General features: G+C 68.6%; 25 protein-coding genes. 3 read left to right on the forward strand and 22 right to left on the reverse strand.

The genetic code is table 11. The annotated features are described in order from the left end of the window. Window positions 1-60 precede the first annotated feature (60 nt). Window positions 61-453, reverse strand: coding sequence for an SCO5389 family protein (locus OHA03_RS06860; RefSeq protein ID WP_030971516.1), 393 nt, complete (start codon window positions 451-453; stop codon window positions 61-63). A gap of 271 nt (window positions 454-724) precedes the next feature. Here OHA03_RS06860 and nucS point away from each other — a divergent pair, with 271 nt between their 5' ends. Beyond that, complete coding sequence (gene nucS / locus OHA03_RS06865) at window positions 725-1,396, forward strand: endonuclease NucS (protein ID WP_267001759.1); 672 nt, start codon at window positions 725-727, stop codon at window positions 1,394-1,396. An 89-nt stretch (window positions 1,397-1,485) separates the two neighbouring features. Here the strand turns inward: nucS and OHA03_RS06870 are convergent, their stop codons facing one another. From OHA03_RS06870 to OHA03_RS06880, 3 genes are all read right to left on the reverse strand, one after another. Then, window positions 1,486-3,969 carry an ATP-binding protein gene (locus OHA03_RS06870; protein WP_267001761.1) on the reverse strand — a complete coding sequence of 828 codons (2,484 nt, stop codon included), beginning with the start codon at window positions 3,967-3,969 and terminating at the stop codon, window positions 1,486-1,488. A gap of 231 nt (window positions 3,970-4,200) precedes the next feature. Further along, window positions 4,201-4,524 carry an STAS domain-containing protein gene (locus tag OHA03_RS06875; RefSeq protein WP_030916001.1) on the reverse strand — a complete coding sequence of 108 codons (324 nt, stop codon included), beginning with the start codon at window positions 4,522-4,524 and terminating at the stop codon, window positions 4,201-4,203. 226 nt (window positions 4,525-4,750) lie between these two features. Continuing rightward, complete coding sequence (locus OHA03_RS06880) at window positions 4,751-5,599, reverse strand: 3-hydroxyacyl-CoA dehydrogenase family protein (protein ID WP_267001764.1); 849 nt, start codon at window positions 5,597-5,599, stop codon at window positions 4,751-4,753. A gap of 302 nt (window positions 5,600-5,901) precedes the next feature. On the opposite strand from OHA03_RS06880, the gene OHA03_RS06885 reads away from it, so the two are divergent. Next, a complete protein-coding gene (locus tag OHA03_RS06885; RefSeq protein ID WP_267001766.1) occupies window positions 5,902-6,474 on the forward strand; it encodes a cob(I)yrinic acid a,c-diamide adenosyltransferase in 573 nt (190 codons plus the stop codon). Window positions 6,475-6,791: 317 nt separating this feature from the next. Next, on the forward strand, window positions 6,792-8,663 hold the full coding sequence (locus OHA03_RS06890; protein ID WP_267001768.1) for a glycoside hydrolase family 18 chitinase: 1,872 nt from the start codon (window positions 6,792-6,794) through the stop codon (window positions 8,661-8,663). Between the two features lie 199 nt (window positions 8,664-8,862). On the opposite strand, the gene OHA03_RS06895 is transcribed toward OHA03_RS06890, so the two are convergent. The 18 genes from OHA03_RS06895 to OHA03_RS06980 all read right to left on the reverse strand — a co-directional run bounded on the left by OHA03_RS06895 (window position 8,863) and on the right by OHA03_RS06980 (window position 25,308). After that, complete coding sequence (locus OHA03_RS06895) at window positions 8,863-9,309, reverse strand: DUF2550 domain-containing protein (RefSeq protein WP_267001770.1); 447 nt, start codon at window positions 9,307-9,309, stop codon at window positions 8,863-8,865. 137 nt (window positions 9,310-9,446) lie between these two features. Then, complete coding sequence (locus OHA03_RS06900) at window positions 9,447-9,821, reverse strand: F0F1 ATP synthase subunit epsilon (RefSeq protein WP_267001772.1); 375 nt, start codon at window positions 9,819-9,821, stop codon at window positions 9,447-9,449. A 110-nt stretch (window positions 9,822-9,931) separates the two neighbouring features. Beyond that, window positions 9,932-11,374 (reverse strand): F0F1 ATP synthase subunit beta, encoded by a 1,443-nt coding sequence (gene atpD, locus OHA03_RS06905; protein ID WP_267001774.1) that lies wholly within the window; start codon window positions 11,372-11,374, stop codon window positions 9,932-9,934. Next, window positions 11,374-12,288: a F0F1 ATP synthase subunit gamma gene (locus tag OHA03_RS06910; RefSeq protein ID WP_267001776.1), complete on the reverse strand. Its 915-nt coding sequence runs from the start codon at window positions 12,286-12,288 to the stop codon at window positions 11,374-11,376. Before OHA03_RS06910 ends, atpD begins: the two co-directional genes overlap by 1 nt. A 3-nt stretch (window positions 12,289-12,291) precedes the next feature. Further along, window positions 12,292-13,863, reverse strand: coding sequence for a F0F1 ATP synthase subunit alpha (gene atpA / locus OHA03_RS06915; RefSeq protein ID WP_267001778.1), 1,572 nt, complete (start codon window positions 13,861-13,863; stop codon window positions 12,292-12,294). 133 nt (window positions 13,864-13,996) lie between these two features. Beyond that, window positions 13,997-14,812 carry a F0F1 ATP synthase subunit delta gene (locus tag OHA03_RS06920; protein WP_267001780.1) on the reverse strand — a complete coding sequence of 272 codons (816 nt, stop codon included), beginning with the start codon at window positions 14,810-14,812 and terminating at the stop codon, window positions 13,997-13,999. Then, window positions 14,809-15,351: a F0F1 ATP synthase subunit B gene (locus tag OHA03_RS06925; RefSeq protein ID WP_267001782.1), complete on the reverse strand. Its 543-nt coding sequence runs from the start codon at window positions 15,349-15,351 to the stop codon at window positions 14,809-14,811. Before OHA03_RS06925 ends, OHA03_RS06920 begins: the two co-directional genes overlap by 4 nt. Window positions 15,352-15,394: 43 nt before the next feature. Next, entirely contained in the window at window positions 15,395-15,634 is a 240-nt protein-coding gene (locus OHA03_RS06930; protein WP_005311859.1) for an ATP synthase subunit C, read from the reverse strand. Window positions 15,635-15,707: 73 nt separating this feature from the next. Continuing rightward, entirely contained in the window at window positions 15,708-16,529 is an 822-nt protein-coding gene (gene atpB, locus OHA03_RS06935; RefSeq protein WP_267001784.1) for a F0F1 ATP synthase subunit A, read from the reverse strand. A gap of 225 nt (window positions 16,530-16,754) precedes the next feature. Next, window positions 16,755-17,192, reverse strand: coding sequence for a hypothetical protein (locus tag OHA03_RS06940; protein WP_267001786.1), 438 nt, complete (start codon window positions 17,190-17,192; stop codon window positions 16,755-16,757). A gap of 262 nt (window positions 17,193-17,454) precedes the next feature. Continuing rightward, the gene (locus OHA03_RS06945; RefSeq protein ID WP_267001788.1) at window positions 17,455-18,840 is read right to left on the reverse strand and encodes an MraY family glycosyltransferase; all 1,386 of its coding nucleotides are present in this window, start codon (window positions 18,838-18,840) and stop codon (window positions 17,455-17,457) included. A 92-nt stretch (window positions 18,841-18,932) separates the two neighbouring features. After that, on the reverse strand, window positions 18,933-20,198 hold the full coding sequence (glyA, locus tag OHA03_RS06950) for a serine hydroxymethyltransferase (protein ID WP_267001790.1): 1,266 nt from the start codon (window positions 20,196-20,198) through the stop codon (window positions 18,933-18,935). Between the two features lie 97 nt (window positions 20,199-20,295). Next, window positions 20,296-20,937 carry a protein-tyrosine-phosphatase gene (locus OHA03_RS06955; protein WP_267001792.1) on the reverse strand — a complete coding sequence of 214 codons (642 nt, stop codon included), beginning with the start codon at window positions 20,935-20,937 and terminating at the stop codon, window positions 20,296-20,298. Then, complete coding sequence (locus tag OHA03_RS06960) at window positions 20,934-21,581, reverse strand: L-threonylcarbamoyladenylate synthase (protein ID WP_030915951.1); 648 nt, start codon at window positions 21,579-21,581, stop codon at window positions 20,934-20,936. The genes OHA03_RS06955 and OHA03_RS06960 overlap by 4 nt, the downstream gene beginning before the upstream one ends. 61 nt (window positions 21,582-21,642) lie before the next feature. Further along, window positions 21,643-22,488: a peptide chain release factor N(5)-glutamine methyltransferase gene (gene prmC / locus OHA03_RS06965; RefSeq protein WP_030971548.1), complete on the reverse strand. Its 846-nt coding sequence runs from the start codon at window positions 22,486-22,488 to the stop codon at window positions 21,643-21,645. A 42-nt stretch (window positions 22,489-22,530) separates the two neighbouring features. Continuing rightward, a complete protein-coding gene (gene prfA / locus OHA03_RS06970) occupies window positions 22,531-23,607 on the reverse strand; it encodes a peptide chain release factor 1 (RefSeq protein WP_267001796.1) in 1,077 nt (358 codons plus the stop codon). A gap of 190 nt (window positions 23,608-23,797) precedes the next feature. After that, complete coding sequence (gene rpmE / locus OHA03_RS06975) at window positions 23,798-24,022, reverse strand: 50S ribosomal protein L31 (RefSeq protein ID WP_030971552.1); 225 nt, start codon at window positions 24,020-24,022, stop codon at window positions 23,798-23,800. Window positions 24,023-24,204: 182 nt separating this feature from the next. Continuing rightward, on the reverse strand, window positions 24,205-25,308 hold the full coding sequence (locus OHA03_RS06980) for an LCP family protein (protein ID WP_267001800.1): 1,104 nt from the start codon (window positions 25,306-25,308) through the stop codon (window positions 24,205-24,207). Window positions 25,309-25,467: the final 159 nt, after the last annotated feature.

A 25,467-nucleotide genomic window follows, 5' to 3' on the forward strand; every position in this document is an offset into this window, starting at 1 on the left:
GGGAGCTGCCGCCCCGGAGCCAGTTGCACCTCCCGCGGCCCGGAGCGACAGCAGAAGCGTTCAGCAGTCCCGTAGTTCGGGCGACTGGTTGAGCAACTGGCCTCTCACCGAGGTGAATCGGGCCAACCGCTCGTCGACCGAGGCGTCCAGCGGGAACACCGCGACGCGGTGGCAGTTCTGGAATGCCAGGCGCACCCCGAAGTGCCGCTGCAGCGCGCCGCGTATCGCATCACTCGCGAGCGCACGCAACAGCTGACCACGTGCCTGCTCGTCCGGCGGCGGCGTCTGGTTGTCGGCGAACTCTCCGCCGTCGACCTTCAGCTGGGCCACCAGAGAGCTGATCATCTCCCATGCGTAGGGCAGGGAGGTCCGGACGCAGTCGACGAAGTCGGCTTCGTCGACCTCGCCTCGCTCGGCCTGTTCCAACAGCGCCGGTGAGACGTCGAGCGACATGGGTTCTCCTCTCGCGACCCCGGCGGACGGCCGGGGCCTTACGGGCAGGGAAGGAGGACGGCGACGCAGCGTACACACACGGCGACCTCCTGCTTCCACGGTAAGGGCGCAGTCCGGGCCGCACCAGGAGATTGGGAACACAACCGGCCAATAACGAAGGTGCGCAAAGAGGGGCAAGCCCGCGGGCGGGAAGGGCTGTGGCAGGCGGTGGTGGTGGGTTGCCGGAGGGAGAATCGCGTGGAGCACCCGTCGTCGAGTAGCGTTGCCGACCATGCGTCTCGTCATCGCCCGCTGCTCCGTGGACTACGCGGGCCGGCTCACGGCCCACCTGCCCTCCGCTCCCCGCCTCATCCTGGTCAAGGCGGACGGGAGCGTCTCGATCCACGCCGACGACAGGGCGTACAAACCCCTCAACTGGATGTCACCGCCCTGCACACTGAAGGAGGGCGCCGACGACACCGAAGGCGTCTGGAGCGTGGTGAACAAAGCGGGCGAGAAATTGATCATCACGATGGAGGAGATCCTCCACGACTCGTCGCACGAGCTGGGCGTCGATCCCGGGCTCATCAAGGACGGCGTGGAAGCGCACCTGCAGGAGCTGCTCGCCGACCGGATCGAGATCCTCGGCGAGGGCTACACCCTGATCCGCCGCGAGTACCCCACCGCCATCGGCCCGGTCGACATCCTGTGCCGGGACGCCGACGGGAGGACCGTCGCCGTCGAGCTCAAGCGCCGTGGTGACATCGACGGTGTGGAGCAGCTGACCCGCTACCTGGAGCTGCTCAACCGCGATCCCCATCTCGCCCCGGTGAAGGGCATCTTCGCGGCGCAGGAGATCAAACCGCAGGCCCGGGTGCTCGCGACGGACCGCGGAATCGGCTGTGTGGTCCTCGACTACGACGCCATGCGCGGCATCGAGGACGACAAGCTGCGGCTTTTCTGACGCCGTCCCCCGCATACGCAAGGCCCCGGACCGCACATCGGCGGTCCGGGGCCTTGCGCGTACGGGTGCCTGTTCGTACGGGTCCCGTCTCAGGCCACCGTCGGCTCCGCCGTGGTGCCGGACTCGCTCGTCGTCGCCGACGGACCGCTCGCCGAGACGGACGTGTCCGGCGTGGTCGGTTCCGGTTGTGTCTCGGTCGGGCTGGGGCTGTCCGTCGGGGTCGGGGTCGGGGACTGCGTGGGTGTCCCGCTCGGAGGCTTGGTGGGGGACTTGGTCGGCGACTTGGTGGGCGTGCCCGGTGTGCTGGGCCTCCCGGTCGACGGTCTGCCCGATGACGACGGGCTGTCGCTCGGCCCGGTCGATCCCGTGGACGGCGCACCGCTGCCGCTCGGGGTGCTCCGGCTGCCGGACGGCCCCGGCGACGAGGGACTTCCGCTGGACGAGGCCTTGCCCGGTGTCGAGGCGTCCGTCGGCTCGTCGGCCGGGAGCCCGCTGTCGCCGTCGCCCTCGTCGGCCGGCTGCTCGGTCGTGACGCCGCCGCCGTCCCGGGCGTCGCTGCTGGACGTCATGCCGAGCGTCACCACCGTGCCGAGCACAGCGACCAGCGCGGCACCCGCGCCCGCCGCGACGAGATTGCGCCGGGCGCCGCCCAGCAGCGCAGCCTTGCGGCCGCCGGACCCACCAGTGCCTGCCGCCGGGGCGACCCGGGATATCAGCGCGGTTTCGTCCTCGGACGTACGCGGCGCGGTCTTCGGCCCGCCCACCGGTATGGCGACGGGCAGCCGCGGCGACTCCTCGTACCGCGCGGCCGGCACCTCCTCGCCCGACGGGCGGCCGCCGGACACCTGTCCGCCGGAGCGGTCGGCGACCAGGGCGAGCGCGCGGCGTCCGGCCACCGCCCCGGACTTGTCGGCGAGCGCGCCGCGCATACCGATCGAGGCCTCCAGTTCGGCCCTGGCCCGGTCGAGATTGCCGGTGCAGAGCGCGAGGACGCCCAACTCGTGGTGGAAGTAGGCCTCTTCGGCGACCTCACCGGCGATCCTGGCAGCCTCCTGGCCGAGCCGCAGAGCCTTCTCCCAGCCGCCCCAGTGCAGCCCGGCGGCGAAGGCGGGGGCCGCGCTGCGGGCCAGCAGCACGGCTGCGCTGGTCTGTCCGGCCCCGTCGCCGGGGACCAGCTGGGTCATGGCCGCGATGATCGCGTCGGCCTCGGCGACCGCGCGGGCAGGGGTGACCGAGGGATGCCCGGACCACCAGGCGTAGTGCTGGGCCGCCGTACGGGCCCGGTCGGCCGCGTCCTCGCCGTATCCGGCGGCCTCCAGCTGGGCGAGGACACCGGCGGCCAGCCGGTATCGGGAACCGGCCGGGGAGAGCAGTCCGCAGCCGGCCAGCTCGCCGAGCGCGGCATCGGCGTGGGTGTCCCCCACAAGGGCCGGCAGATGCGCCTGGTGGGGCACCTCGCCGCCGAGTGCGACCGCGAAGTGCAGGGTGTCGCGCGCGGGCTCGCTGAGCCGGGAGGCGAGCAGCGCGGCGGGCGCGGCGCCCTCGCCGAGGCTGGGCAGCGGTATGTCGTGGCCGTCGGCGTCGGCGTCCTGGCCGAAGGCGTCGAAGGAATCGTCGACGGGCCGGCCGTCGAAGTAGCCGTGCTCGTCGTACGCGGTGGGGTCGGTGCGCAGCATGTCGCGCTGGCGCAGCAGGGCGCCCGCCTGGACGAAGCGCAGCGGCAGCCCCTCGGACTCGAACCAGAGGTCGCCCGCCCAGTTCGCCTCGTCCTCGGTGAGCGACCGCTCGACGACCTGTTCCAGCAGGTCGACCGAGGCGCTGCGGCCCAGCCCGGCGAGGAAGACCTCTTCGAGGTGCGAGTCGGCGGTGGGTGCGGCGACGTCGGGTGTCGCGGCGAGCAGGAACGCGCACTCCGGCGTCGCGTCGAGCAGCTCCTCCAGCCCGGCCCCGCCGAACTCCAGGTCGTCGAGGACGACGACGGCCCCGATGCCCCGGACCTTTTCGAGGAGGGCGGCGCGGTCGGGGCGCAGCAGCGGTGCGTCGAGGACCGCCTCGTAGAGCCCGTACAACAGGTCAGTGGCGGTGCGCTTGTGGCCGGAGAGCCGTACGACTCCGTCCGGTGCGAGGTCCACACAGTCGGCTGCGACGGCGTTCAGCAGCGCGGTGCGTCCGGATCCGGCCGGCCCGGTGAGCCGCACCGAGCGGCCGCGCGCCAGCAGGCGCACCAGCCGCTCACGCTCCTCCGCACGCTCCAGGAGCGGCAGTTGGGGGGAGGGAGGTCCCGGCGGTACGGGTGGTGCGGCGGCGCGCTCGCGGTCGATGCGCTCGGCGGGAGTGCGGCGGACCGGAGTGGCGGGCTGCTCCCCCGGCGGGCACAGCTCGACCTCGCTGCCGTCGACCGGGTTGACGGTGAGGAGGAAGTCGCCGGGAAAGAGCTGCACGACGCGAGCCTGCTGCACCAACTGCTGACCGAATTCGGTGAGCGGGTCGCGGGACCGCCGTCGGCCGGTGTCCTCGCCGTAGCCGTCATTGTCATGGCCGAAAACTTCCGGCCCCCGGTGTGTCGAGTCCATCGCCAAACCCCCCAGACGCGTCGCGCACGGTTGCCCCTCCCGGCCTCGCACGCCCTGCTGTCGCTTCTGGTCCGGTGTCCGCCGCATGGGTTCCGTCAATCGGCGGACGGCCGAACCCTAAACCTTCGCACAGTATCTACAAACCATCGGGGTGCCGCGCCGTCCAGGACGTCACGGTCTCGTGAGGATTGTGCGGGTTTTGGCGAGAGGACGAGCGCCCCTACGCCCGTGCTAAACCCGCGGCAGGGAGTCCGCGGCGATTCCGCCTTCGATCGCCAGAATGCGGTGCAGTCTCGTCGCCACCAGCAGGCGCTGCATCTGTGGCGGCACACCTCGGAGCACCAGCCGCCGTCCGGCCCGCCCGGCCCGGCGGTGCGCGCCCATGATGACACCGAGACCGGTGGCGTCCCAGGAGTCCAGCTCGGTCAGGTCGAGAATCAGGTCGCCGACCCCGTCGTCAAGGGCCGAATGCAGGACCGTACGGGCGTCCGCCGCGCTTCGGACGTCGAGGCGGCCCCCGACGACCAGCTCGGCATGGTCGCCCCTGATGTGCATATTCGCTCCCCGGAAATGCTCCATGGCACGGTCGTCTGTCTGTTTCCGTCTCTGCCACAACTGACTGCGGCAACGACAGGGAAGTTTCCGTCTGTAAGCGAACCGATACCGAATTCACTCCGTGGAGTGACAACGGCCCGCTCAAGGACCACCGCAGCCGGGGAGTGACCCCCGTCTCCCCCGGGCGTGATCGACGGCAGATCAGTCGCCCAGGGGCCGAGAACGATCAGTAGGTGTAGAAGCCCTGCCCGCTCTTGCGGCCGATGTCACCTGCATCGACCATCCGGCGCATCAGCTCGGGTGCGGCAAACTTCTCGTCCTGCGACTCGGTGTAGATGTTGGACGTGGCGTGCAGCAGGATGTCGACGCCGGTGAGGTCCGCCGTCGCGAGCGGGCCCATGGCGTGGCCGAAGCCCAGCTTGCAGGCGATGTCGATGTCCTCGGCCGTGGCGACGCCCGACTCGTACAGCTTGGCGGCCTCGACGACCAGCGCCGAGATCAGCCGGGTGGTGACGAACCCGGCGACGTCACGGTTGACGACGATGCAGGTCTTGCCGACGGACTCGGCGAACTCCCGTGCGGTGGCGAGCGTTTCGTCGCTCGTCTTGTAGCCGCGCACCAGCTCGCAGAGCTGCATCATCGGGACCGGCGAGAAGAAGTGCACACCGACGACGCGCTCCGGACGCTCCGTGACGGCCGCGATCTTGGTGATCGGGATGGCGGAGGTGTTCGAGGCGAGGACGGCGTCGTCGCGCACGATCTTGTCGAGGGCTCGGAAGATCTCGTGCTTGACCTCGAGCTTCTCGAAGACGGCCTCGACGACGACATCCGCGTCGGCGACCGCGTCGAGGTCGGTGGTCGTGGTGATGCGGGCCAGCGCGGCGTCGGCGTCGGCCGCCTCCAGCTTGCCCTTGGAGACGAACTTGTCGTACGAGGCCTTGATGCTGTCGCGCCCACGGGCCAGGGCCTCGTCGGTGACATCACGCAGCACGACGTCCCAGCCCGCCTGGGCGGAGACCTGCGCGATACCGGACCCCATGAGTCCGGCCCCGATGACGGCAAGCTTCCTGGCCACGTTCGCACCCCTTTGTGTCAGTCCTCGACGGCCGACGTCCACGACGGCTCCCCGGACATATTCGTAACGCTTGTTCACATGCTCTCCGGCGGAGATTAGTACCCGTGAGGCGCGCTGGGGCGGCGAAGAGATACGCGTCACGTCTCACATGACGGACATCACACCGGTTCACGTCATTCGGTGGCGCGCCGCGCGCAGTTGAGCACCCTGCCGCCGAGGAAGCCGTGAAGTCCTCGTGGTGTGCGCGTCCGCCCGCGTTCCGGACCGCCGGAGCGGGAACGGGCCCGGATAGGCTCGGCCGCATGGTCAATCTGACACGCATCTATACCCGTACCGGCGACCAGGGCACCACCGCCCTCGGGGACATGAGCCGCACTGCCAAGACCGATCTGCGGATCTCGGCGTACGCGGACACCAATGAGGCCAACGCCGTCATCGGTACGGCGATCGCGCTCGGCCAATTGCCGGAGGAGGTCGTGAAGGTCCTCGTCCGCGTGCAGAACGACCTGTTCGACGTGGGCGCGGATCTGTCGACGCCGGTCGCCGAGAAGCCGAAGTATCCGCCGCTGCGGGTCGAGCAGAACTACGTCGACAGGCTGGAGGCGGACTGCGACCACTTCCTGGAGCACCTGGAGAAGCTGCGGAGCTTCATCCTGCCGGGCGGTACGCCGGGGGCGGCGCTGCTCCACCAGGCGTGCACGGTGGTCCGGCGTGCCGAGCGGTCCACCTGGGCGGCGCTGGAGGTGCACGGTGACGTGATGAACGCACTGACGGCGACCTACCTCAACCGCCTCTCCGACCTTCTGTTCATCCTGGCGAGGACGGCGAACAAGGAAGTCGGCGACGTGCTGTGGGTGCCGGGCGGCAAGCGGTAGGAAGGGGGTCCGTCCGGCTCGGCAGATGTGCTCAGCCGCCGGGCGGGCCCATTCCGCTCGATTGAAGGGCACGTCAGCCGGTTGCCGGGACACTCGGGCTGCGCGACCGGCCCCAAGCGGCGCTTCCGACACAGGACTTGGGCATGTGAGGTTTAGTTCCGATCTTTGGTCCAGACCTCTTGACGATTGGTCCAGACCTTCCTAACCTCACCGAACACACTGCGGTGAGCGCGCCATGACAAAGCGTGCTCAGGGCGGCGCAGGGTTGCAGTCCACGGACCACCCCCGTTTGTCCGGACCTCACCCGAGGAGCACCGTTGAGCACCGAAACCCCCCTACGTCGAACCAGATTCAGATTCGGCCTGGCCACCACCACCCGTACGAAGGCGATGGCGGGCCTCACCGCACTACTGCTCCCCCTCGCCGCAATGGTCGGACTGGCCACCCCGGCCCAGGCCGCCACCTCGGCGACCGCCACCTACGTCAAGAAGTCCGACTGGGGCACCGGCTTCGAGGGCCAGTGGACGGTGAAGAACACCGGTACCACCGCCCTGAGTTCCTGGACCATCGAGTGGGACTTCCCCTCCGGCACGTCGGTCACGTCCGCCTGGGACGCCACTGTCACCAGCTCCGGAACCCACTGGACCGCAAAGAACGTCGGCTGGAACGGTGCGGTCGCCCCCGGCGCCAGCGTCAGCTTCGGCTTCAACGGCGCCGGCCCCGGCGCCCCCACCGGCTGCAAGGTGAACGGCGCCTCCTGTGACGGCGGCAGCGTCCCCGGCGACAACGCCCCCTCCGCACCCGGCACTCCGACCGCGAGCAACATCACCGACACCGGTGTGAAGCTCACCTGGACCGCCGCCACCGACGACAACGGCATCAAGAACTACGACGTGTTGCGCAACGGCAACAAGGTCACCACGGTCACCGGCCTGACCTACACCGACAGCGGACTGACCGCCGGCAGCGACTACTCGTACACGATCCAGGCGCGTGACACCGCCGACCAGACGGGCCCGGCCAGCGGCTCGGTGGCCGTACACACCACGGGCGGCGGAGGAAACCCCGATCCCGGCGGCAAGGTCAAGCTCGGTTACTTCACCGAGTGGGGCGTCTACGACCGCAACTTCCACGTCAAGAACCTGGAGACCAGCGGCAGCGCCGCCAAGATCACGCACATCAACTACTCCTTCGGCAACGTCACCGGCGGCCAGTGCGCGATCGGCGACGCCTACGCCGCTTACCAGAAGACCTACGACGCGGCCTCCAGCGTCGACGGCACCGCCGACACGTGGGACCAGCCGGTGGCCGGCAACATCAACCAGCTGCGCGAGCTGAAGAAGAAGCACCCGGGCCTCAAGGTCCTCTGGTCCTTCGGCGGCTGGACCTGGTCCGGCGGCTTCACCCAGGCCGCGCAGAACCCCACCGCCTTCGCCAACTCCTGCTACAACCTGGTCGAAGACCCGCGCTGGGCCGATGTCTTCGACGGCATCGACATCGACTGGGAGTACCCCAACGCCTGCGGCCTGTCCTGTGACAGCAGCGGCGCCGCGGCCTTCAAGAACGTGGTCTCCGCGCTGCGGACGAAGTTCGGCAGCTCCAACCTGGTCACTGCGGCGATCACCGCCGACGCCTCGTCGGGCGGCAAGATCGACGCGACCGACTACGCGGGCGCGGCACAGTACGTCGACTGGTACAACGTGATGACGTACGACTTCTTCGGCGCCTGGGACGCGGACGGACCGACCGCCCCGCACTCCCCGCTCACCTCGTACAGCGGCATCCCGCTGGACGGCTACAACAGCGACGCCGCGATCACCAAGCTCAAGGGCAAGGGCATCGCGGGCAGCAAGCTGAACCTCGGCATCGGCTTCTACGGGCGCGGCTGGACCGGCGTCACCCAGGCCACCCCGGGCGGCACGGCGACCGGTCCCGCGCCCGGCAAGTACGAGCAGGGCATCGAGGACTACAAGGTGCTCAAGACCAGCTGCCCGTCCACCGGCACCATCGCGGGCACCGCCTACGCCAAGTGCGGCAGCAACTGGTGGAGCTACGACACCCCGGCCACCATCGCCGGAAAGATGACCTACGTGAAGAACCAGGGCCTCAAGGGGGCGTTCTTCTGGGAATTCAGCGGGGACACCAGCAACGGTGAACTCGTCAGCGCGATCGACAGCGGCCTGAGGTAGTCACCGCGGTCCTCGTGCAGAACAGCGCTCAATCCCGAAAAGCAGCCGGGGAGACAGGTCCGCCCCCTGTCTCCCCGGTTCCTCTTTGTGCCCGTGGTCGTGCCCGTACATAAGGGGCCCCTCCGGCAGAAGGGGCCTCGGGCCAGGTTCGCCCTCCCCGGACCTCATCCGGGGGACCCGTTACCGGCGAGGCCCTTTCTCAAGCAACATTGACTCGCTGGCCGGGCGGTGCCGCCTCCAGCCAGGCGAGAAATCCGGTGAGGGCGTCCTCGCTCATCGCCAACTCCAGGCGGGTCTCGCGGTGGAGACAGCCGAGCACCACGGCGTCGGAGAGCAGCGCCAGCTCCTCCTCGCCCTCGGGCAGCCGCCGGGCGACCACCTCGATCGCGGAACGCTCAAGAACCCGGCGGGGCCGGGGAGCGTACGAGAAGACCCGGAACCAGTCGATCCTGTCGCCGCTGTACCGGGCGACGCCGTACACCCAGCCCTTGCCCGAGAGATCGGGCTCGGCCGACACGTTCCACCGCACGCTGCAGTCGAACGTGCCGCCGGATCGCTGAATCAGCCGCCGGCGCAGGCCGAAGACGAAGAGACCCATCGCGACCAGTACGACGACCAGGCCGCACACCCACAAAGCGAGGACCATCTCCACCGACCTCCTCGCATCGTCGAGTAACGGATACCACCCGGACTGCACCTGCACCTGCATCGCCTCAGCCGCGGCACGGTCTGGAGAGATCCAGCTCGGGCCGCGGCTGAGGATAAAAACATTCGGCGGGGTGCTTAACGCACCGCCACCGCACGGAGTCGGACCTCGGCGCGACGCTCGGCGCCACCGTCCGTCTCCGACTTCGCACGCTCCAGCGCACGCTCGGCGCGCTGGACATCGATCTCGTCCGCCAGCTCGGCGATCTCCGCCAGCAGCGACAGCTTGTCGTCCGCGAACGAGATGAAACCGCCGTGCACAGCCGCGACTACGGTTGGCCCCTCGCTCGTACGGATCGTCACCGGGCCCGACTCCAGCACACCGAGAAGCGGCTGGTGACCGGGCATGACGCCGATGTCGCCGGACGTGGTACGCGCGACGACCAGGGTGGCCTCGCCGGACCAGACACTGCGGTCCGCGGCGACCAGCTCGACGTGCAGCTCAGCAGCCAAGAGTGGCTCCTCGGGTCACCACCCGGCCGTTGCAGCCGGGTGTTGGGTCAATTCTACGGGGCGTGGTGAGGGGGACGGGACGCACCCGCCCCCCTCGGTGAGCCATGGGCTCAGGAGACGCCGAGCTCCTTGGCGTTGGCCTTGAGGTCCTCAATGCCACCGCACATGAAGAACGCCTGCTCCGGGAAGTGGTCGTACTCACCGTCGCAGATCGAGTTGAACGCGGCGATCGACTCCTCGAGCGGCACATCCGAACCGTCCACGCCGGTGAACTGCTTGGCGACGTGGGTGTTCTGCGACAGGAAGCGCTCGACACGACGGGCACGGTGGACAACGAGCTTGTCCTCCTCGCCCAGCTCGTCGATACCGAGGATCGCGATGATGTCCTGGAGGTCCTTGTACTTCTGGAGGATCCCCTTGACACGCATGGCGGCCTCGTAGTGGTCCGCCGCGATGTAGCGCGGGTCCAGGATGCGGGACGTCGAGTCCAGCGGGTCGACCGCCGGGTAGATGCCCTTCTCCGAGATCGGACGCGACAGAACGGTCGTCGCGTCCAGGTGGGCGAAGGTGGTCGCCGGCGCCGGGTCGGTCAGGTCGTCCGCGGGAACGTAGATCGCCTGCATCGAGGTGATCGAGTGACCGCGGGTCGACGTGATGCGCTCCTGCAGCAGACCCATCTCGTCGGCCAGGTTCGGCTGGTAACCCACCGCGGACGGCATACGGCCGAGCAGCGTGGAGACCTCGGAGCCGGCCTGGGTGTAACGGAAGATGTTGTCGATGAAGAAGAGCACGTCCTGCTTCTGCACATCGCGGAAGTACTCCGCCATGGTCAGACCGGCAAGCGCGACCCGCAGACGGGTGCCCGGGGGCTCGTCCATCTGACCGAAGACAAGGGCGGTCTTGTCGATGACGCCCGACTCGGCCATTTCCTCGATGAGGTCGTTGCCCTCACGGGTGCGCTCACCGACGCCCGCGAACACCGACACACCGTCGTGGTTGTTGGCGACGCGGTAGATCATTTCCTGGATCAGAACGGTCTTGCCGACACCGGCACCACCGAACAGACCGATCTTTCCACCCTTGACGTACGGGGTGAGAAGGTCGATGACCTTGACGCCGGTCTCGAACATCTCGGTCTTGGACTCGAGCTGGTCGAAGCTGGGCGCCTTGCGGTGGATCGGCCAGCGCTCGGTGACCTCGGACTCGGCCTCCGGCTTGTTCAGGATCTCACCGAGGGTGTTGAACACCTTGCCCTTGGTGATGTCGCCGACCGGCACCGTGATGCCCGCGCCCGTGTTGGTCACCGGGGCCTGGCGGACCAGACCGTCGGTGGGCTGCATCGAGATCGCACGAACCACGCCGTCGCCGAGGTGCTGGGCGACCTCGAGCGTCAGCTTCTTGATCTTGCCGTCCTCGGCCGGGTCGGCCACCTGGACAGTCAGCGCGTTGTAGATCTCCGGCATTGCGTCGACGGGGAACTCCACGTCGACGACCGGGCCGATGACCCGGGCGACGCGGCCCGTGGCAACGGCCGTCTCAACTGTGGTCGTCATTACTTGTCACTCCCCGCGGTCGCGTCGGCCAGCGCACTGGCACCACCGACGATCTCGCTGATTTCCTGGGTGATTTCGGCCTGGCGGGCCGCGTTGGCAAGCCGGGAGAGGCTCTTGATGAGATCTCCGGCGTTGTCGGTGGCCGACTTCATCGCGCGGCGGCGGGCAGCGTGCTCGGAAGCAGCGGCCTGCAGCAGTGCGTTGTAGATCCGGCTCTCGACGTACCGCGGAAGCAGGGCGTCGAGGACGTCCTCCGCCGACGGCTCGAAGTCGAAGAGCGGCAGGATCTCGCCCTTGCCCTCTTCGGTCTTCGTCATGTCGAGGCTGAGCGGCAGCATCCGGTTGTCCACCGGGTTCTGCGTCATCATCGACACGAACTCAGTGAAGACGATGTGCAGCTCGTCCACGCCGCCCTCGGCGGTCTCCTGGGTGACCGCTTCGATCAGCGGGGCCGCAGCCCGCTTCGCATCCGCGTACGTCGGGCTGTCGGTGAAGCCGGTCCACGAGTCCGCGACCTTGCGCTCACGGAAGCCGTAGTAGGCGACACCCTTGCGGCCGATCACATACGTGACGACCTCCTTGCCCTCACCGCGCAGACGCTCGGTCAGTCGCTCCGCCGCCTTGATGGCGTTGGCGGAGTAACCGCCGGCCAGACCGCGGTCGCTCGTGATGAGCAGGATCGCGGCCCGCGCCGGAGCGTCGGCCTCGGTGGTCAGCGGGTGCTTGGTGGTGGAGCCGGTCGCCACCGCGGTCACCGCGCGGGTGAGCTCGGTCGCGTACGGCGTCGACGCCGCCACTTGGCGCTGCGCCTTGACGATGCGCGAAGCGGCGATCATCTCCATCGCCTTGGTGATCTTCTTCGTGGCGGTGACGGAGCGAATGCGGCGCTTGTAAACGCGAAGCTGAGCGCCCATCGATCAGCCCTCGCCCAGGAGCTTGCCGTCCGAGGTCTCGAACTGCTGCTTGAAGGCGGCGATCGCGTCGGCGATCGACTGCAGCGTGTCGTCGGACATCTTGCCGCCCTCGGCGATGCTGGTCAGGAGCTCCTTGCGCTCGCGGCGCAGGTACTCCAGCAGCTCGCTCTCGAAGCGACGGATGTCCTCGACCGGGACGTCGTCCATCTTGCCGGTGGTACCGGCCCAGACGGAGACGACCTGCTCCTCGACGGGCATCGGCTGGTACTGGCCCTGCTTCAGCAGCTCGACCATGCGCTTACCGCGCTCCAGCGACGCCTTCGAGGCCGCGTCCAGGTCGGAACCGAAGGCGGCGAACGCCTCCAGCTCGCGGAACTGGGCGAGGTCCACACGGAGACGGCCGGAAACCTGCTTCATGGCCTTGTGCTGGGCGGAGCCACCGACGCGGGAGACCGAGATACCGACGTTCAGGGCCGGACGCTGGCCGGCGTTGAACAGGTCGGACTCCAGGAAGCACTGACCGTCGGTGATGGAGATGACGTTGGTCGGGATGAACGCCGACACGTCGTTCGCCTTGGTCTCGACGATCGGGAGGCCCGTCATCGAGCCGGCACCCATCTCGTCGGAGAGCTTCGCGCAGCGCTCCAGCAGACGCGAGTGGAGGTAGAAGACGTCGCCCGGGTAGGCCTCACGGCCCGGCGGACGGCGCAGCAGCAGCGACACGGCGCGGTAGGCGTCGGCCTGCTTCGAAAGGTCGTCGAAGATGATCAGGACGTGCTTGCCCTGGTACATCCAGTGCTGACCGATGGCCGAACCGGTGTACGGCGCGAGGTACTTGAAGCCGGCCGGGTCGGACGCCGGGGCGGCGACGATGGTCGTGTACTCGAGCGCGCCGGCCTCTTCGAGGGCACCGCGCACGGAGGCGATGGTGGAGCCCTTCTGACCGATCGCGACGTAGATGCAGCGCACCTGCTTGTTCACGTCGCCCGAGCGCCAGTTGTCGCGCTGGTTGATGATCGTGTCGACGGCCAGAGCGGTCTTACCCGTCTGACGGTCACCAATGATCAGCTGACGCTGGCCACGGCCGATCGGCACCATCGCGTCGACGGCCTTGTAGCCGGTCTGCATCGGCTCGTGCACCGACTTACGGACCATGACGCCAGGGGCCTGCAGCTCGAGGGCGCGGCGGCTGTCGGTCGCGATCTCGCCGAGACCGTCGATCGGGTTGCCGAGCGGGTCGACGACGCGGCCGAGGTAACCCTCGCCGACGCCGACGGAGAGCACCTCACCGGTGCGCTGCACCGGCTGGCCCTCCTCGATTCCGCTGAACTCGCCGAGAACGATCGCACCGATCTCGCGCTCCTCGAGGTTGAGGGCGAGACCGAGGGTTCCGTCCTCGAACTTCAGCAGCTCGTTCGCCATGGCCGAGGGAAGACCCTCGACCTTCGCGATGCCGTCGCCGGCAACGCTGACCGTACCGACCTCCTCGCGCGAGGCCGCGTCCGGCTTGTACGACTGGACAAAGTTCTCCAGCGCGTCCCGGATCTCCTCCGGCCGGATCGTGAGCTCCGCCATCTGGGTTCCCTGCTCTCCTTGTTGGGCCCGAAGTTTCTTAAGGGGGTCTGGGGGCCGACCCCCAGGAATCTTCTGCAATTTCTGCACGGCCCAACCGGGCCGCTGGTCTTGCTTGTTCTGTTGCTGCGCTGCGTCAGCCGGCCATGCGACGGGTCGCCTCGTCGAGGCGCTCCGCGATGGTGCCGTTGATCAACTCGTCACCGACCCGCACCGCGATCCCGCCGAGGACCGTCGGGTCCACATCGAGGTTCAGGTGCATCGGCCGACCGTAGATCTTCGCCAGTGCGGCACCGAGGCGCTGCTTCTGCTGATCACTCAGCGGCACTGCCGACGTGACCACGGCGACCATGCGGTCCCGGCGCTCCGCGGCAAGCTTGGAGAGGGACTCGAGTCCCGCTTCCAGGCTACGTCCCCGGGGCTGGGTCACAAGCCGCACGACGACGCGCTCGGTGACGGGCCGCGCCTTGCCGCCGAGCAGGCTGCCCAGCAGCTCGCGCTTGGCGGCGGTGGACGCGGACCGGTTGGTGAGCGCGGCGCGCAGCTCCCTGTCGGAAGCCACGATCCGGCCGAACCGGAACAGCTCGTCCTCGACGTCGTCGAGGTCTCCGCTGCGCTGGGCGGCGGTGAGGTCTGCGATGTTCGCCAGCTCCTCGACCGAGTCGACCAGGTCACGCGACTGCGACCAGCGGGAGCGGACCATGCCGGAGACCAGGTCGACGGTCTCGCCGCCCACCTGGCCGCGCAGCAGCCGTCCGGCCAGCTCCGCCTTGGCCTCGCCTGCCTGCGACGGGTCGGTCAGGACCCGCCGCAGTGAGACCTCGCGCTGGAGCAGCGCCGTGACGGCGGCCAGCTCCTCGGCGAGCTTCGCCACGTCGACCGACGTGCTGTCGGTCAGCGCGTCGAGACGCTCACGTGCGGCAGCCAGTGCCTCGCGGCTCGCGCCGTTCATCGGACAGCCTCGGCCTTCGCCTCGAGCTCATCGAGGAAACGGTCGACGGTGCCGCTCTGCCGGGCGTGGTCCTCGAGGGACTCGCCGACGAGCTTGCCGGCCAGGTCGGTGGCGAGCTTGCCCACGTCCTGACGCAGCGCAGCGGCCGCAGCCTTGCGGTCGGCCTCGATCTGGGCGTGGCCGGCAGCGATGATCTCCTCGCGCTGCCGCTGGCCTTCCGCCCGCATCTCCTGCAGGATCACGGCGCCCTGCTCCTGTGCCTCCTGGCGCAGGCGCGCGGCCTCGTGACGGGCCTCGGCGAGCTGAGCCTTGTACTGCTCAAGAACACTCTGGGCCTCGATCTGGGCCGCATCGGCCTTCTCGATACCGCCTTCGATGGCCTCGCGGCGCTCGTCCAGAACCTTGTTGATGTTCGGGAGGAGCTTCTTGGCGAGGAAGCCGAAGACGATGAGGAAGGCGATGAGGCCGATGACGAGCTCGGGGATCGGCGGGACGAGAGGGTTTTCCGTCTCGGCCGCGACCGTAAGCAACTGGCTCACATCAGTGCCTTTCGTCTCGGTTTACTGTTCGTCGGCCTGAAGATCAGGAACCGTAGACGAACGGCATGACCAGACCGATCAGGGCGAGCGCCTCACAGAAGGCGAAGCCGAGGATCTGGTTGGCGCGGATGAGGCCAGCGGCCTCGGGCTGGCGGGCGAGGGCCTGGGTGCCGTTACCGAAGATGATGCCGACGCCGACGCCGGGACCGATGGCGGCGAGGCCGTAACCGATGGAGCCGAGAGCCTTCAGGTCGCCGGTGACAGCGGCGAGGGTCTGGGACATGCCAGTCTTCCTTCTCTTTCAAGGACCGGTGGGGGTTGGCCACCGGACGAATAAGGGTCGGAGCGCGAGATGCTCAGTGGTGCTTGGCGAGCGCGCCCTGGATGAAGGTGCAGGTCAGGAGCACGAAGACGTACGCCTGCAGCGCCTGGATGAAGAGCTCGAACGCGGTCATCACGATGACCATCACAAAGGAGACGCCCGCGTAGGCGATCCCGATGCCGTTGAGCAGGTACCAGCTGGCGATCGTGAACAGCAGCAGCAGCGTGTGCCCTGCAAACATGTTCGCGAAGAGTCGGACCGCGTGGGTGAAGGGGCGGACCAGCAGGTTCGAGAAGAACTCGATGAGCATGGCCAGCGGGAGCACCGGGCCGAGCGACTTGTCGTAGCCGGTGATGTTCTTGAAGCCGCCCACGAATCCGTGCCGCTTGAAGGTCAGGCTGACCCACAGGACGTACACGATCAGGGCCAGCACGATCGGGTACGCGATGATCGACGTCACCGGGAACTGCGCGACCGGGATGATCGACCAGAGGTTCATCATCCAGACGAAGAAGAACAGCGAGACCACGAGCGGGACGTACTTCTCGCCCTCACGCTTGCCGATCGTCTCGTAGACGATGCCGCGACGGATGAAGTCGTAGCCGGTCTCGGCGACCATCTGCAGCTTGCCCGGAACAACCTTCGGCTTACGGAAGGCGGCCCAGAAGAAACCGACGACGATGATCGAGCCGAGCAGGGCCAGCAGCATCGGCTTGTTGAAGTACAGGTTGCTGTCCGCGTCGCCCCAGAGGGGCTCGAACAGGAACGAGTGCAGGCCGGGTGCCGGGAAACCACAACCGTCGAAGATGTGGCAATCGGTCTCGAAGGCGAGCACCTGTGTCGGGTCAGCACTCACCGCGGGCTCCTTCAGCGTGGCGCATAGGTACGGCAACCTCGTTGTGTCGGCGCGGCGCGCAGCCGCGGTTCGGCACTGGACTGGTGTTACGGATGTGTGAGCGGCAGTCAGGCATTGAGCCTCGCGATCGAGCAGGCGTCAGCTCACATGCCCGCGCCCGCAGTGCCGCAGTTGGAACCGGACGATAGCAGGGTCCAGAACGTGCACTTATTCCGCCCCTACCTTTCACGTCTGCGAGCCCGTGTTTTTGGGCTTGTCGCCCTGGTCGGACTCGGGCTCGACGTAAAGGATCTTGGCCTTCATGTGCGCACGCGCCTGTGCGCCGATCCACACGAGAGTCGTCGCAACCAGCGTGATCGCGAAGGCCTTCGGGTTGAACAGCGTCGTGTTCTTGAATGCGGCGACAAAGATGAACAGCAGCAGAAGCTGAGCCGTATACAGCATCAGCCCCATCGCCTGGAACAAGTGGGGCAGGGACCTCGCGGTCCGTTGCAGGACCATGAGGCCGATCCCCATGAAGAGGATCACCACGATCGTCGCAACGACCGCGCCCAGGGCTCCCTTGCCGCCGGCAACGCCACCGCTGATGGCGGCGGCAACAGCGCCGGCGACAGCGGTGGGTACGGCGGCTTGAAGGAGAGTCCGGACGTCGTTGGACGGCATGGCGGCAGCTCCGCTTGCAGGGGGTGGGCAGTGTGTCGTCATGGACGAGCGTAGGCCCGGTTCGAGTCGATGCCTCGGGCCAATGGAGCCTCTCATCAGGCTCCTTCGGCTCCGTCACCGGGCTTAGTGAACGGTATCACAAACTATTTGATGAGGTCTTTACCAAGAAAGTGTGGTCGCCGTCACACATGAGAGTTAACCCGCGCGTGTGAGCAAGACAACTCAATGCTTTGTCTGGTAATGCCCTTCGGTGCCCGAATCGTTAGCGGGCCGTATCGGCTTTGTGTCTCTCCGGGAGACGCGAACGGGGGCCGATCGCGGTCGCTCCGTTGACGCCGGAGACTCCCGCGACGACCGGGCGCCGCCCCTGGTGCTCGTCCGCGCCCTGCCCCATCTGCGTTTCTCTGGGCTCCTGTTGGGTCCCGTACGCAGCCGAGGGCGCCGCCCCCGACTCCTCGCCGTGGCGGTCCCCTCGGCGGTAGCGAGGCGGCACGAAGCGCTCCGCCCAGCGCGGTGCGCGCGGGGTGAAGCGGGGCATCAGCAGCAGGACCAGGCCCACCGCGCTCAGCCCCACGATGACCAGCACGATCCACAGCGAAGCCGAGTGCACGGAGTAGCCGACCGTCCCGAAGGCGATCAGAGCCGACCAGAAGTACATGATCAGCACGGCCCTGCTGTGCGAGTGGCCGATCTCCAGCAGCCGGTGGTGCAGATGGCCGCGGTCCGCCGCGAACGGCGACTGGCCGTTCCAGGTACGCCGCACGATCGCCAGCACCAGGTCGGCGGCCGGGATCGCGATGATGGTCAGCGGCAGCAGCAGCGGGATGAAGACCGGCAGCATCGCGTGGGTGGCCTCGCGCTCACTGCCCGCGAAGAGCTTCATCGCGTCGGGGTCGACCTGGCCCGTGACGGAGATCGCGCCGGCCGCCAGCACGAGGCCGATCAGCATCGATCCGGAGTCGCCCATGAAGATCCGGGCGGGATGCATGTTGTGCGGCAGGAAGCCGAGGCACATGCCCATCAGGATCGCGGTGAAGAGCGTCGCGGGGGCGGCCGCCTCGATCATGTGCCCGTACCAGAGCCGGTACGTGTAGAGGAAGGACGCGGCGGAGGCGATGCACACCATGCCGGCCGCCAGGCCGTCCAGGCCGTCGACGAAGTTTACGGCGTTGATCGTGATGACGACCAGTGCGACGGTGAGCAGCGTGCCCTGCCACTGGGTGAGGGCGACCGTGCCGATGCCGGGGATCGGCAGCCACAGGATGGTCAGACCCTGGATGACCATGACCGCGGCGGCGATCATCTGCCCGCCGAGCTTGATCAGCGCATCGATCTCGAACTTGTCGTCGAGGACGCCGATCAGCCAGATCAGGGCGGCGCCGGAGAGCAGCGCCCGTGGCTCGTTGGAGAGCTGGAAGACGCCGTCGAGGTTGTACAGATGGTCCGCGACGATCAGTCCGGCGCACAGCCCGCCGAACATGGCGATGCCACCGAGCCGCGGTGTCGGTTCTCGGTGGACGTCACGCGCTCGGATCGCGGGCATCGCCCCGACCGCGATAGCGAACTTCCGCACCGGACCGGTCAGCAGATAGGTCACCGCGGCCGTGACACACAGTGTCAGCAAGTAATCACGCACGGGCTGCCCCACAGATATCGCCGGCCATCTCAGCCCACACCTTAACTACGTCGGCCTCATGATTGAGGACACGGAGGTACGGGTGATGGTTGCACGAGCCACGTCTACCCCGGATAGGGGGGATATTTCCCTGTCAGTTCCTTCACCTCTGCTCGGACGTCGCCTTCCTCACGTACCGCCGCCCCGAAGAGCACCGCGATCCGCGCCATGTCGGCGTCGCCCATTCCCTGGGTGGTGACCGCGGCGGTGCCGAGCCTGATGCCCCGGGCGTCCCCGTACGGCAGCGCGCAGGTGTCCAGCACCATGCCCGCAGCCGCGAGCCGCTCGCGGGCGGTGCGGCCGTCGACGCCGAGCGGCGCCGGGTCGGCGACGATCAGATGGGTGTCCGTGCCGCCGGTGGTCACCTCGAAGCCCTCGGCCTCCAGACCGGCCGCCAGCACCCGCGCATGTGCCACCACCTGATGGGCGTACCCCGTGAACGCCGGTGTCGCCGCCTCCCCGAACGCCACCGCCTTGGCCGCGACCGTGTGCATCTGCGCCCCGCCCTGGGTGAAGGGGAAGACCGCCCGGTCGATCCGCTCGGCCAGCTCCGCGCCGCACAGGATCATGCCGCCGCGCGGCCCGCGCAGCACCTTGTGCGTGGTGGCGCACACCACATCGGCGTACGGGACGGGACTGGGCGCAGCTCCCCCGGCGATCAGCCCCATCGGATGTGCCGCATCGGCGATCAGATACGCGCCGACCTCGTCGGCGATCTCGCGGAACACCTCGTAGTCGGGGTGACGGGGGTACGAGATCGAGCCGCTGACGATCGCCTTGGGCCGGTGGGTGCGGGCCAGCGTGCGCACCTGCTCGTAGTCGATCAGACCACTGTCGGAGTCGACCCCGTAGCCGATGAACTCGAACCAGCGGCCGGAGAAGTTGGCGGGCGAACCATGCGTGAGGTGTCCGCCGTACGGGAGTCCCATCGCGAGGACCGTGTCGCCGGGGCGCAGCAGCGCCGCGTACGCCGCGAGGACGGCCGAGGAGCCGGAGTGCGACTGGACGTTGGCGTGCTCGGCGCCGAAGAGCGTGGTGGCCCGCTGGACGGCGATGAATTCGGCGGCGTCGGCCATCTCGCAGCCGCCGTGGTGGCGGGCGCCGGGATACCCCTCGGCGTACTTGTTGGCGAGCGGTGAGCCGAGGGCGGCAAGGACCGCGGGCGAGGTGAAGTTCTCGGCGGCGATCAGCTGCAGCGTGCTCGACTGCCGGTTCAGCTCCCCCAGCAGCACATCGGCGATCTCCGGGTCCTCCCGGATCAGGGCTGCGAAGTCCTGCGGCAGGGCGGTGACGTGGGCGGAGGAGGGTGCGGCGGGGGTGGTGACCGACATCTGACGGCTCCGGGCCTGGGGTGGGGGTGCGCTGGCGTCAGATCCAAGGTAGGCCAGTACCCGGCTCGCTGCCTGCTGCGCGCTGCCCCCGGACGCGTCAGTGCGGGGCCGGTACGCCCGTCAGTGCGGTGACCACCGGGTCGAGGGCCTGGTTGATCTCGTCGCCGACGGAGCGGAAGAACGTGATCGGGGCGCCGTACGGGTCGTACACCTCGTCGGCCTCGGCGGTGGGGGCCAGCAGCCAGCCGCGCAGCGCGGCTGCCGCGCGGACCAGCGCGCGGGCGCGTTCGACGACGCCCTCGTCGCGCGGGTCGGGCAGCGTTGCGGGGTCTATGGCCCGGACCAGCCGGGTGAATTCCTTGAGCGTGAACGTCCTCAGGCCGGCCGAGTGACCCATCGAGATCACCTGGGCGCGGTGGTCGCGGGTCGCGGTGAGGACGAGGTCGGCGCGGATCACGTGCTCGTCGAGCAGTTCGCGCCCGACGAAACCGGTGGCGTCGGCGCCGAAGTCGGCCAGGACGATCTCGGCGTTGGCCTCCATGGGGGCGCCTTCGTGCCCCCAGGTGCCGGCGCTCTCCACGATCAGGCCGCCGCTGAGCGGATCGCCGAGGCGATCCACCAGGGCATGGCGGGTCAGCCGCTCGGTGATCGGCGAGCGGCAGACGTTGCCGGTGCTGACGTGGAGGATGCGGAAAGTATCGGTCCGCCCCGCTATGCCACGCCCCTCAGGGGCGGTCAATTGGCCACCTCGAGGTCGGGTACCACCTTGCGGAGTTCCTCGACGGAGAGCGCACCGGCGCGCAGCAGTACCGGCACCTTGCCCGTGACGTCGACGATGGAGGACGGCACGATGCCGGGGGTCGGGCCGCCGTCGAGGTAGACGGAGACGGAGTCGCCGAGCATCTCCTGGGCTGCGTCGCAGTCCTCGGGAGACGGGTGTCCGGTGAGGTTGGCGCTGGAGACGGCCATCGGACCGACCTCGGTGAGCAGCTCGATCGCGACCGGGTGCAGCGGCATCCGGACGGCGACGGTGCCGCGGGTGTCGCCGAGGTCCCACTGGAGCGACGGCTGGTGCTTCGCGACGAGCGTGAGGGCGCCGGGCCAGAAGGCGTCGACGAGCTCCCAGGCCTGCTCGGAGAAGTCGGTGACCAGGCCGTGCAGGGTGTTCGGCGAGCCGATCAGGACAGGGGTGGGCATGTTGCGGCCGCGACCCTTGGCGTCGAGCAGGTCGGCGACGCCTTCGGAGCTGAAGGCGTCCGCGCCGATCCCGTACACGGTGTCGGTGGGCAGCACGACCAGTTCGCCGCGGCGCACGGCGGACGCGGCTTCGCGCAGACCCGTCGTACGGTCGGTCGCGTCGTTGCAGTCGTATCGCCGTGCCATCAGCCGGCCTCCTCAAGCGTGTACGGGTACGGGTCGTGCGGGTGCGCGTGCGGGGCGCCGGTCACGGCATGGCCTTGCGGGCCGTGGCGAACCGGGGGCGCCCGTTCAGGTCGGGGTGGTCGGCCGCGTCGGCCCAGCCCCGCTCCTCGGTGAAGATCCACGGCACCTGACCGCCCTGGGTGTCGGCGTGCTCGATGACGACGAGACCGCCGGGGCGCAGCAGACGGTGTGCGGTGCGTTCGATGCCGCGGATGGTGTCGAGACCGTCCTCGCCGGAGAAGAGCGCCATCTCCGGATCGTGGTCACGGGCCTCGGGTGCCACGTACTCCCACTCGGTGAGCGGGATGTACGGCGGGTTGGAGATGACCAGGTCGACCTGGCCGTCGAGCTCGGGAAGGGCCGTCAGGGCGTCTCCGCGGTGCACGGTGACCCTGGACCCCTCGGCGTTCTTCCGCGTCCAGGTGAGGGCCTCCTCGGACAGCTCCACGGCGTGCACGCGCGAGCGCGGCACCTCCTGGGCCATGGCGAGGGCGATGGCGCCCGATCCCGTGCAGAGGTCGACGATCATCGGCTCGACGACGTCCATCGCGCGGACGGCGTCTATCGCCCAGCCGACGACCGATTCCGTCTCCGGGCGGGGGACGAAGACGCCGGGGCCCACCTGGAGCTCCAGGTAGCGGAAGAAGGCGCGACCGGTGATGTGCTGGAGCGGCTCGCGGGCCTCGCGGCGGGCGATGGCCTCCCAGTACCGCGCGTCGAAGTCCGCGTCCGGCACATTGTGCAGCTCGCCCCGCTTGACGCCGTGCACGAACGCGGCGAGCTCCTCCGCGTCGAATCGCGGTGAGGGTACACCGGCGTCGGCCAGCCGCTGGGTGGCCTGGGCCACCTCGGCGAGCAGCAGGTTCATCGCGGTTCTCCGTACGGTTTCACGGGCGGGGCGGGGTGTTGCTTATGCGACGGCGAGCTTGGCGGCGGAGTCGGCGTCGACGCAAGCCTGGATGACTGCGTCCAGTTCACCGTCGAGCACCTGGTCCAAGTTGTACGCCTTGAATCCGACGCGGTGGTCCGAGATCCGGTTTTCCGGGAAGTTGTACGTGCGGATCTTCTCGGAACGGTCGACGGTACGCACCTGGCTGCGCCGGACGTCCGAAGCTTCCTGCTCGGCCGCCTCCTGGGCTGCGGCAAGCAGTCGCGACCGCAGGATACGCATCGCCTGCTCCTTGTTCTGGAGCTGGCTCTTCTCGTTCTGGCAGGAGGCCACGACACCGGTCGGCAGGTGCGTGATGCGGACGGCGGAGTCCGTCGTGTTGACGGACTGGCCGCCGGGGCCCGAGGAGCGGTAGACGTCGATACGGAGATCGTTGGCGTGGATCTCGACGTCGACCTCCTCCGCCTCGGGCGTGACGAGCACACCGGCTGCCGATGTGTGGATGCGGCCCTGGGACTCGGTGGACGGCACCCGCTGCACGCGGTGCACGCCGCCCTCGTACTTCAACCGGGCCCACACACCCTGGCCGGGCTCGGTGGCGCCGTTGCCGCCCTTGGTCTTCACGGCGACCTGGACGTCCTTGTACCCGCCGAGCTCGGACTCGGTGGAGTCGATGATCTCGGTCTTCCAGCCGACGCGCTCGGCGTACCGCAGATACATGCGCAGCAGATCGCCGGCGAACAGGGCGGACTCGTCGCCGCCCGCGCCCGCCTTGATCTCCAGGAGCACGTCCTTGTCGTCGCTGGGGTCGCGCGGGACCAGGAGGAGGCGGAGCTTCTCGGTGAGCTCCTCGCGCTGCTTCTCCAGGTCCTTCACCTCGGCGGCGAAGTCGGGGTCGTCCGCCGCGAACTCGCGGGCGGTCTCGATGTCGTCCCCGGTCTGCTTCCAGGAGCGGTACGTACCGACGATCGGGGTCAGCTCGGCGTAGCGCTTGTTGAGCTTGCGCGCGTTGGCCTGGTCGGCGTGGACCGCGGGATCCGCGAGCTTCTTCTCAAGATCGGCCTGTTCGCCGATCAGTTCCTCGACCGCCTCGAACATCGGGGGCTCCTGGGGGTGGGGGTATCCCCTGCTCATCAAGAGCTCGGGGAAGTGACTTCGACGTGCCTGCTGGAAGGCGTGGTGCTGTCCGGTCGGGGCTGCGGGGACTGGCCCGTACCCCCCGGCCGGAAAAAAACGCCGGTCTCGGCGCCCCCGGGAAGAGGGCGCCGAGAACCGGCGCAAGGGCTCGCTACTTGCTGGCGGAGCCTGCAGCCTTGCCGAAGCGGGCCTCGAAGCGGGCCACACGGCCACCGGTGTCGAGGATCTTCTGCTTGCCCGTGTAGAACGGGTGGCACTCGGAGCAGACGTCGGCACGGATGGCGCCGCCGCCGATGGTGGACCGCGTGGTGAACGACGCGCCACAGGTGCAGCTGACCTGCGTCTCGACGTACTCGGGGTGAATGTCGCGCTTCAAGGGTGTCTCCTAGGTTCGGGAGGGCGCCGGGTCGTACACGCGGATTTGCGCATCCGTGAACCGGGGCCGACGTACCAGTCTGCCAGGACCAGCCGCATCTCCCAAAACCGGGGGCGGGCCGCAACTATTCCCGAGCGTTCCGAAACGTTCCGCGCATACCGGGTCACCGGACTGCGGTGGTCCTACCGGACGACCTGGCCGGCCTCGCCCTTGTCACCGGCCGACTTCTCGATGGCGGAGGCGGGGATCGGCTTGTCCTGCTTGAGGGCGGTCCACACCTGCTGTGCGGACTTCTCCAGCGGTACGACGCGGTTCGGGTCGGCCGGGTCGTACTGCACGGGCAGCGTGACCATGTGGACGTTCCTCGAACCGAGCCCCTTGAGGCCGTTGGCGAAGCCCGTGAGCTCCTTGACCGAACCCAGGTCGGAGTCGGTGGTGATGGCCTTTGTGGCCGTGTCCGCGAGGCCGAACAGTGTCTTCGGGTCGGAGAACACCCCCACGGTCTTCGCCTGTTCCATCAGCGCCTTGATGAAGGCCTGCTGCAGCTGGATGCGGCCGAGGTCGCTGCCGTCGCCGACGCTCTTGCGGGTGCGTACCAGGCCGAGCGACTGCTCTCCGTCGAGGGTGTGGGTGCCGGGCGTCAGATTCAGATGACTCTTGGAGTCGTTGATCGCCTGCGTGGTGGTGATCTTGACGCCGCCCAGCTGGTCGATGAGCTTCTTGAAGCCCGTGAAGTCGACTTCGAGGTAGTGGTCCATGCGGATGCCGGACATCGCCTCGACGGTCTTGACCGCGCAGGCCGGCCCGCCGACCTCGTACGCCGTGTTGAACATCGCGCGCTGCCGGCCCGGTACGGTCTTGCCGCTGGTGTCGCTCGTGCAGTCGGGGCGGGTGACGAGGGTGTCGCGCGGGATGGAGACGACGCTCGCGGTCCTGTGGCCCTGATTGAGGTGCACGACCATCGCGGTGTCCGAGCGGGCGGTGCCTTCGTCCCTGCCGTACTCGGAGTTCGCGCCGGAGCGGGAGTCGGAGCCGAGGACGAGGATGTCCTGCGAGCCGTTGTCGACATCGGCGGGGCGGTTCTTGCCGAGCGCGGCGTTGATGTCGACGGCCTTGAGATTTCCGTTGAGCTTGAAGTACGCGTACCCCAGGCCCGTACCGCCCACGACGACCACACCGGCCACGGTCCAGGCGGCGATGGCCGTCGCCCTGCGGCGGCGGGAAGGCTCCTTCCGGCGCTTGCCGGTGCCGCGTATTCGGCCGTTGCTCCCGCTCTGCCCGGTCATCCGTCTCCTCGATCCTCGCCTGCCCCCGGCTACCCCCTGCAGTGGTGTTCGGGCACTGGTTCTGTCGCTTTGTCGCTATGAGTACGACGTGGTGGCTCGAAAAAGGGTTGCACAGCACCCTGTCGTGACCGGGTGAGGACGGAAGCCGCACACGATGGC

This window comes from Streptomyces sp. NBC_00154 (assembly GCF_026342835.1).
In the GTDB taxonomy this organism is placed as follows: Bacteria; Actinomycetota; Actinomycetes; order Streptomycetales; family Streptomycetaceae; genus Streptomyces.

Bases quoted from the DNA above. Each gene is read 5' to 3' on its own strand.
- prfA (WP_267001796.1), bottom strand. From the start codon at position 23,607: ATGTTCGAGGCGGTCGAGGAACTGATCGGCGAACAGGCCGATCTTGAG.
- OHA03_RS06895 (WP_267001770.1), bottom strand. From the start codon at position 9,309: ATGGTCCTCGCTTTGTGGGTGTGCGGCCTGGTCGTCGTACTGGTCGCG.
- OHA03_RS06960 (WP_030915951.1), bottom strand. From the start codon at position 21,581: ATGGCACGGCGATACGACTGCAACGACGCGACCGACCGTACGACGGGT.
- glyA (WP_267001790.1), bottom strand. From the start codon at position 20,198: ATGTCGGTCACCACCCCCGCCGCACCCTCCTCCGCCCACGTCACCGCC.
- prmC (WP_030971548.1), bottom strand. From the start codon at position 22,488: ATGAACCTGCTGCTCGCCGAGGTGGCCCAGGCCACCCAGCGGCTGGCC.
- OHA03_RS06930 (WP_005311859.1), bottom strand. From the start codon at position 15,634: ATGTCCCAGACCCTCGCCGCTGTCACCGGCGACCTGAAGGCTCTCGGC.
- OHA03_RS06870 (WP_267001761.1), bottom strand. From the start codon at position 3,969: ATGGACTCGACACACCGGGGGCCGGAAGTTTTCGGCCATGACAATGAC.
- OHA03_RS06910 (WP_267001776.1), bottom strand. From the start codon at position 12,288: ATGGGCGCTCAGCTTCGCGTTTACAAGCGCCGCATTCGCTCCGTCACC.
- OHA03_RS06920 (WP_267001780.1), bottom strand. From the start codon at position 14,812: ATGAACGGCGCGAGCCGCGAGGCACTGGCTGCCGCACGTGAGCGTCTC.
- OHA03_RS06885 (WP_267001766.1), top strand. From the start codon at position 5,902: ATGGTCAATCTGACACGCATCTATACCCGTACCGGCGACCAGGGCACC.
- OHA03_RS06860 (WP_030971516.1), bottom strand. From the start codon at position 453: ATGTCGCTCGACGTCTCACCGGCGCTGTTGGAACAGGCCGAGCGAGGC.
- OHA03_RS06940 (WP_267001786.1), bottom strand. From the start codon at position 17,192: ATGCCGTCCAACGACGTCCGGACTCTCCTTCAAGCCGCCGTACCCACC.
- OHA03_RS06875 (WP_030916001.1), bottom strand. From the start codon at position 4,524: ATGCACATCAGGGGCGACCATGCCGAGCTGGTCGTCGGGGGCCGCCTC.
- OHA03_RS06980 (WP_267001800.1), bottom strand. From the start codon at position 25,308: ATGACCGGGCAGAGCGGGAGCAACGGCCGAATACGCGGCACCGGCAAG.
- atpD (WP_267001774.1), bottom strand. From the start codon at position 11,374: ATGACGACCACAGTTGAGACGGCCGTTGCCACGGGCCGCGTCGCCCGG.
- atpA (WP_267001778.1), bottom strand. From the start codon at position 13,863: ATGGCGGAGCTCACGATCCGGCCGGAGGAGATCCGGGACGCGCTGGAG.
- nucS (WP_267001759.1), top strand. From the start codon at position 725: ATGCGTCTCGTCATCGCCCGCTGCTCCGTGGACTACGCGGGCCGGCTC.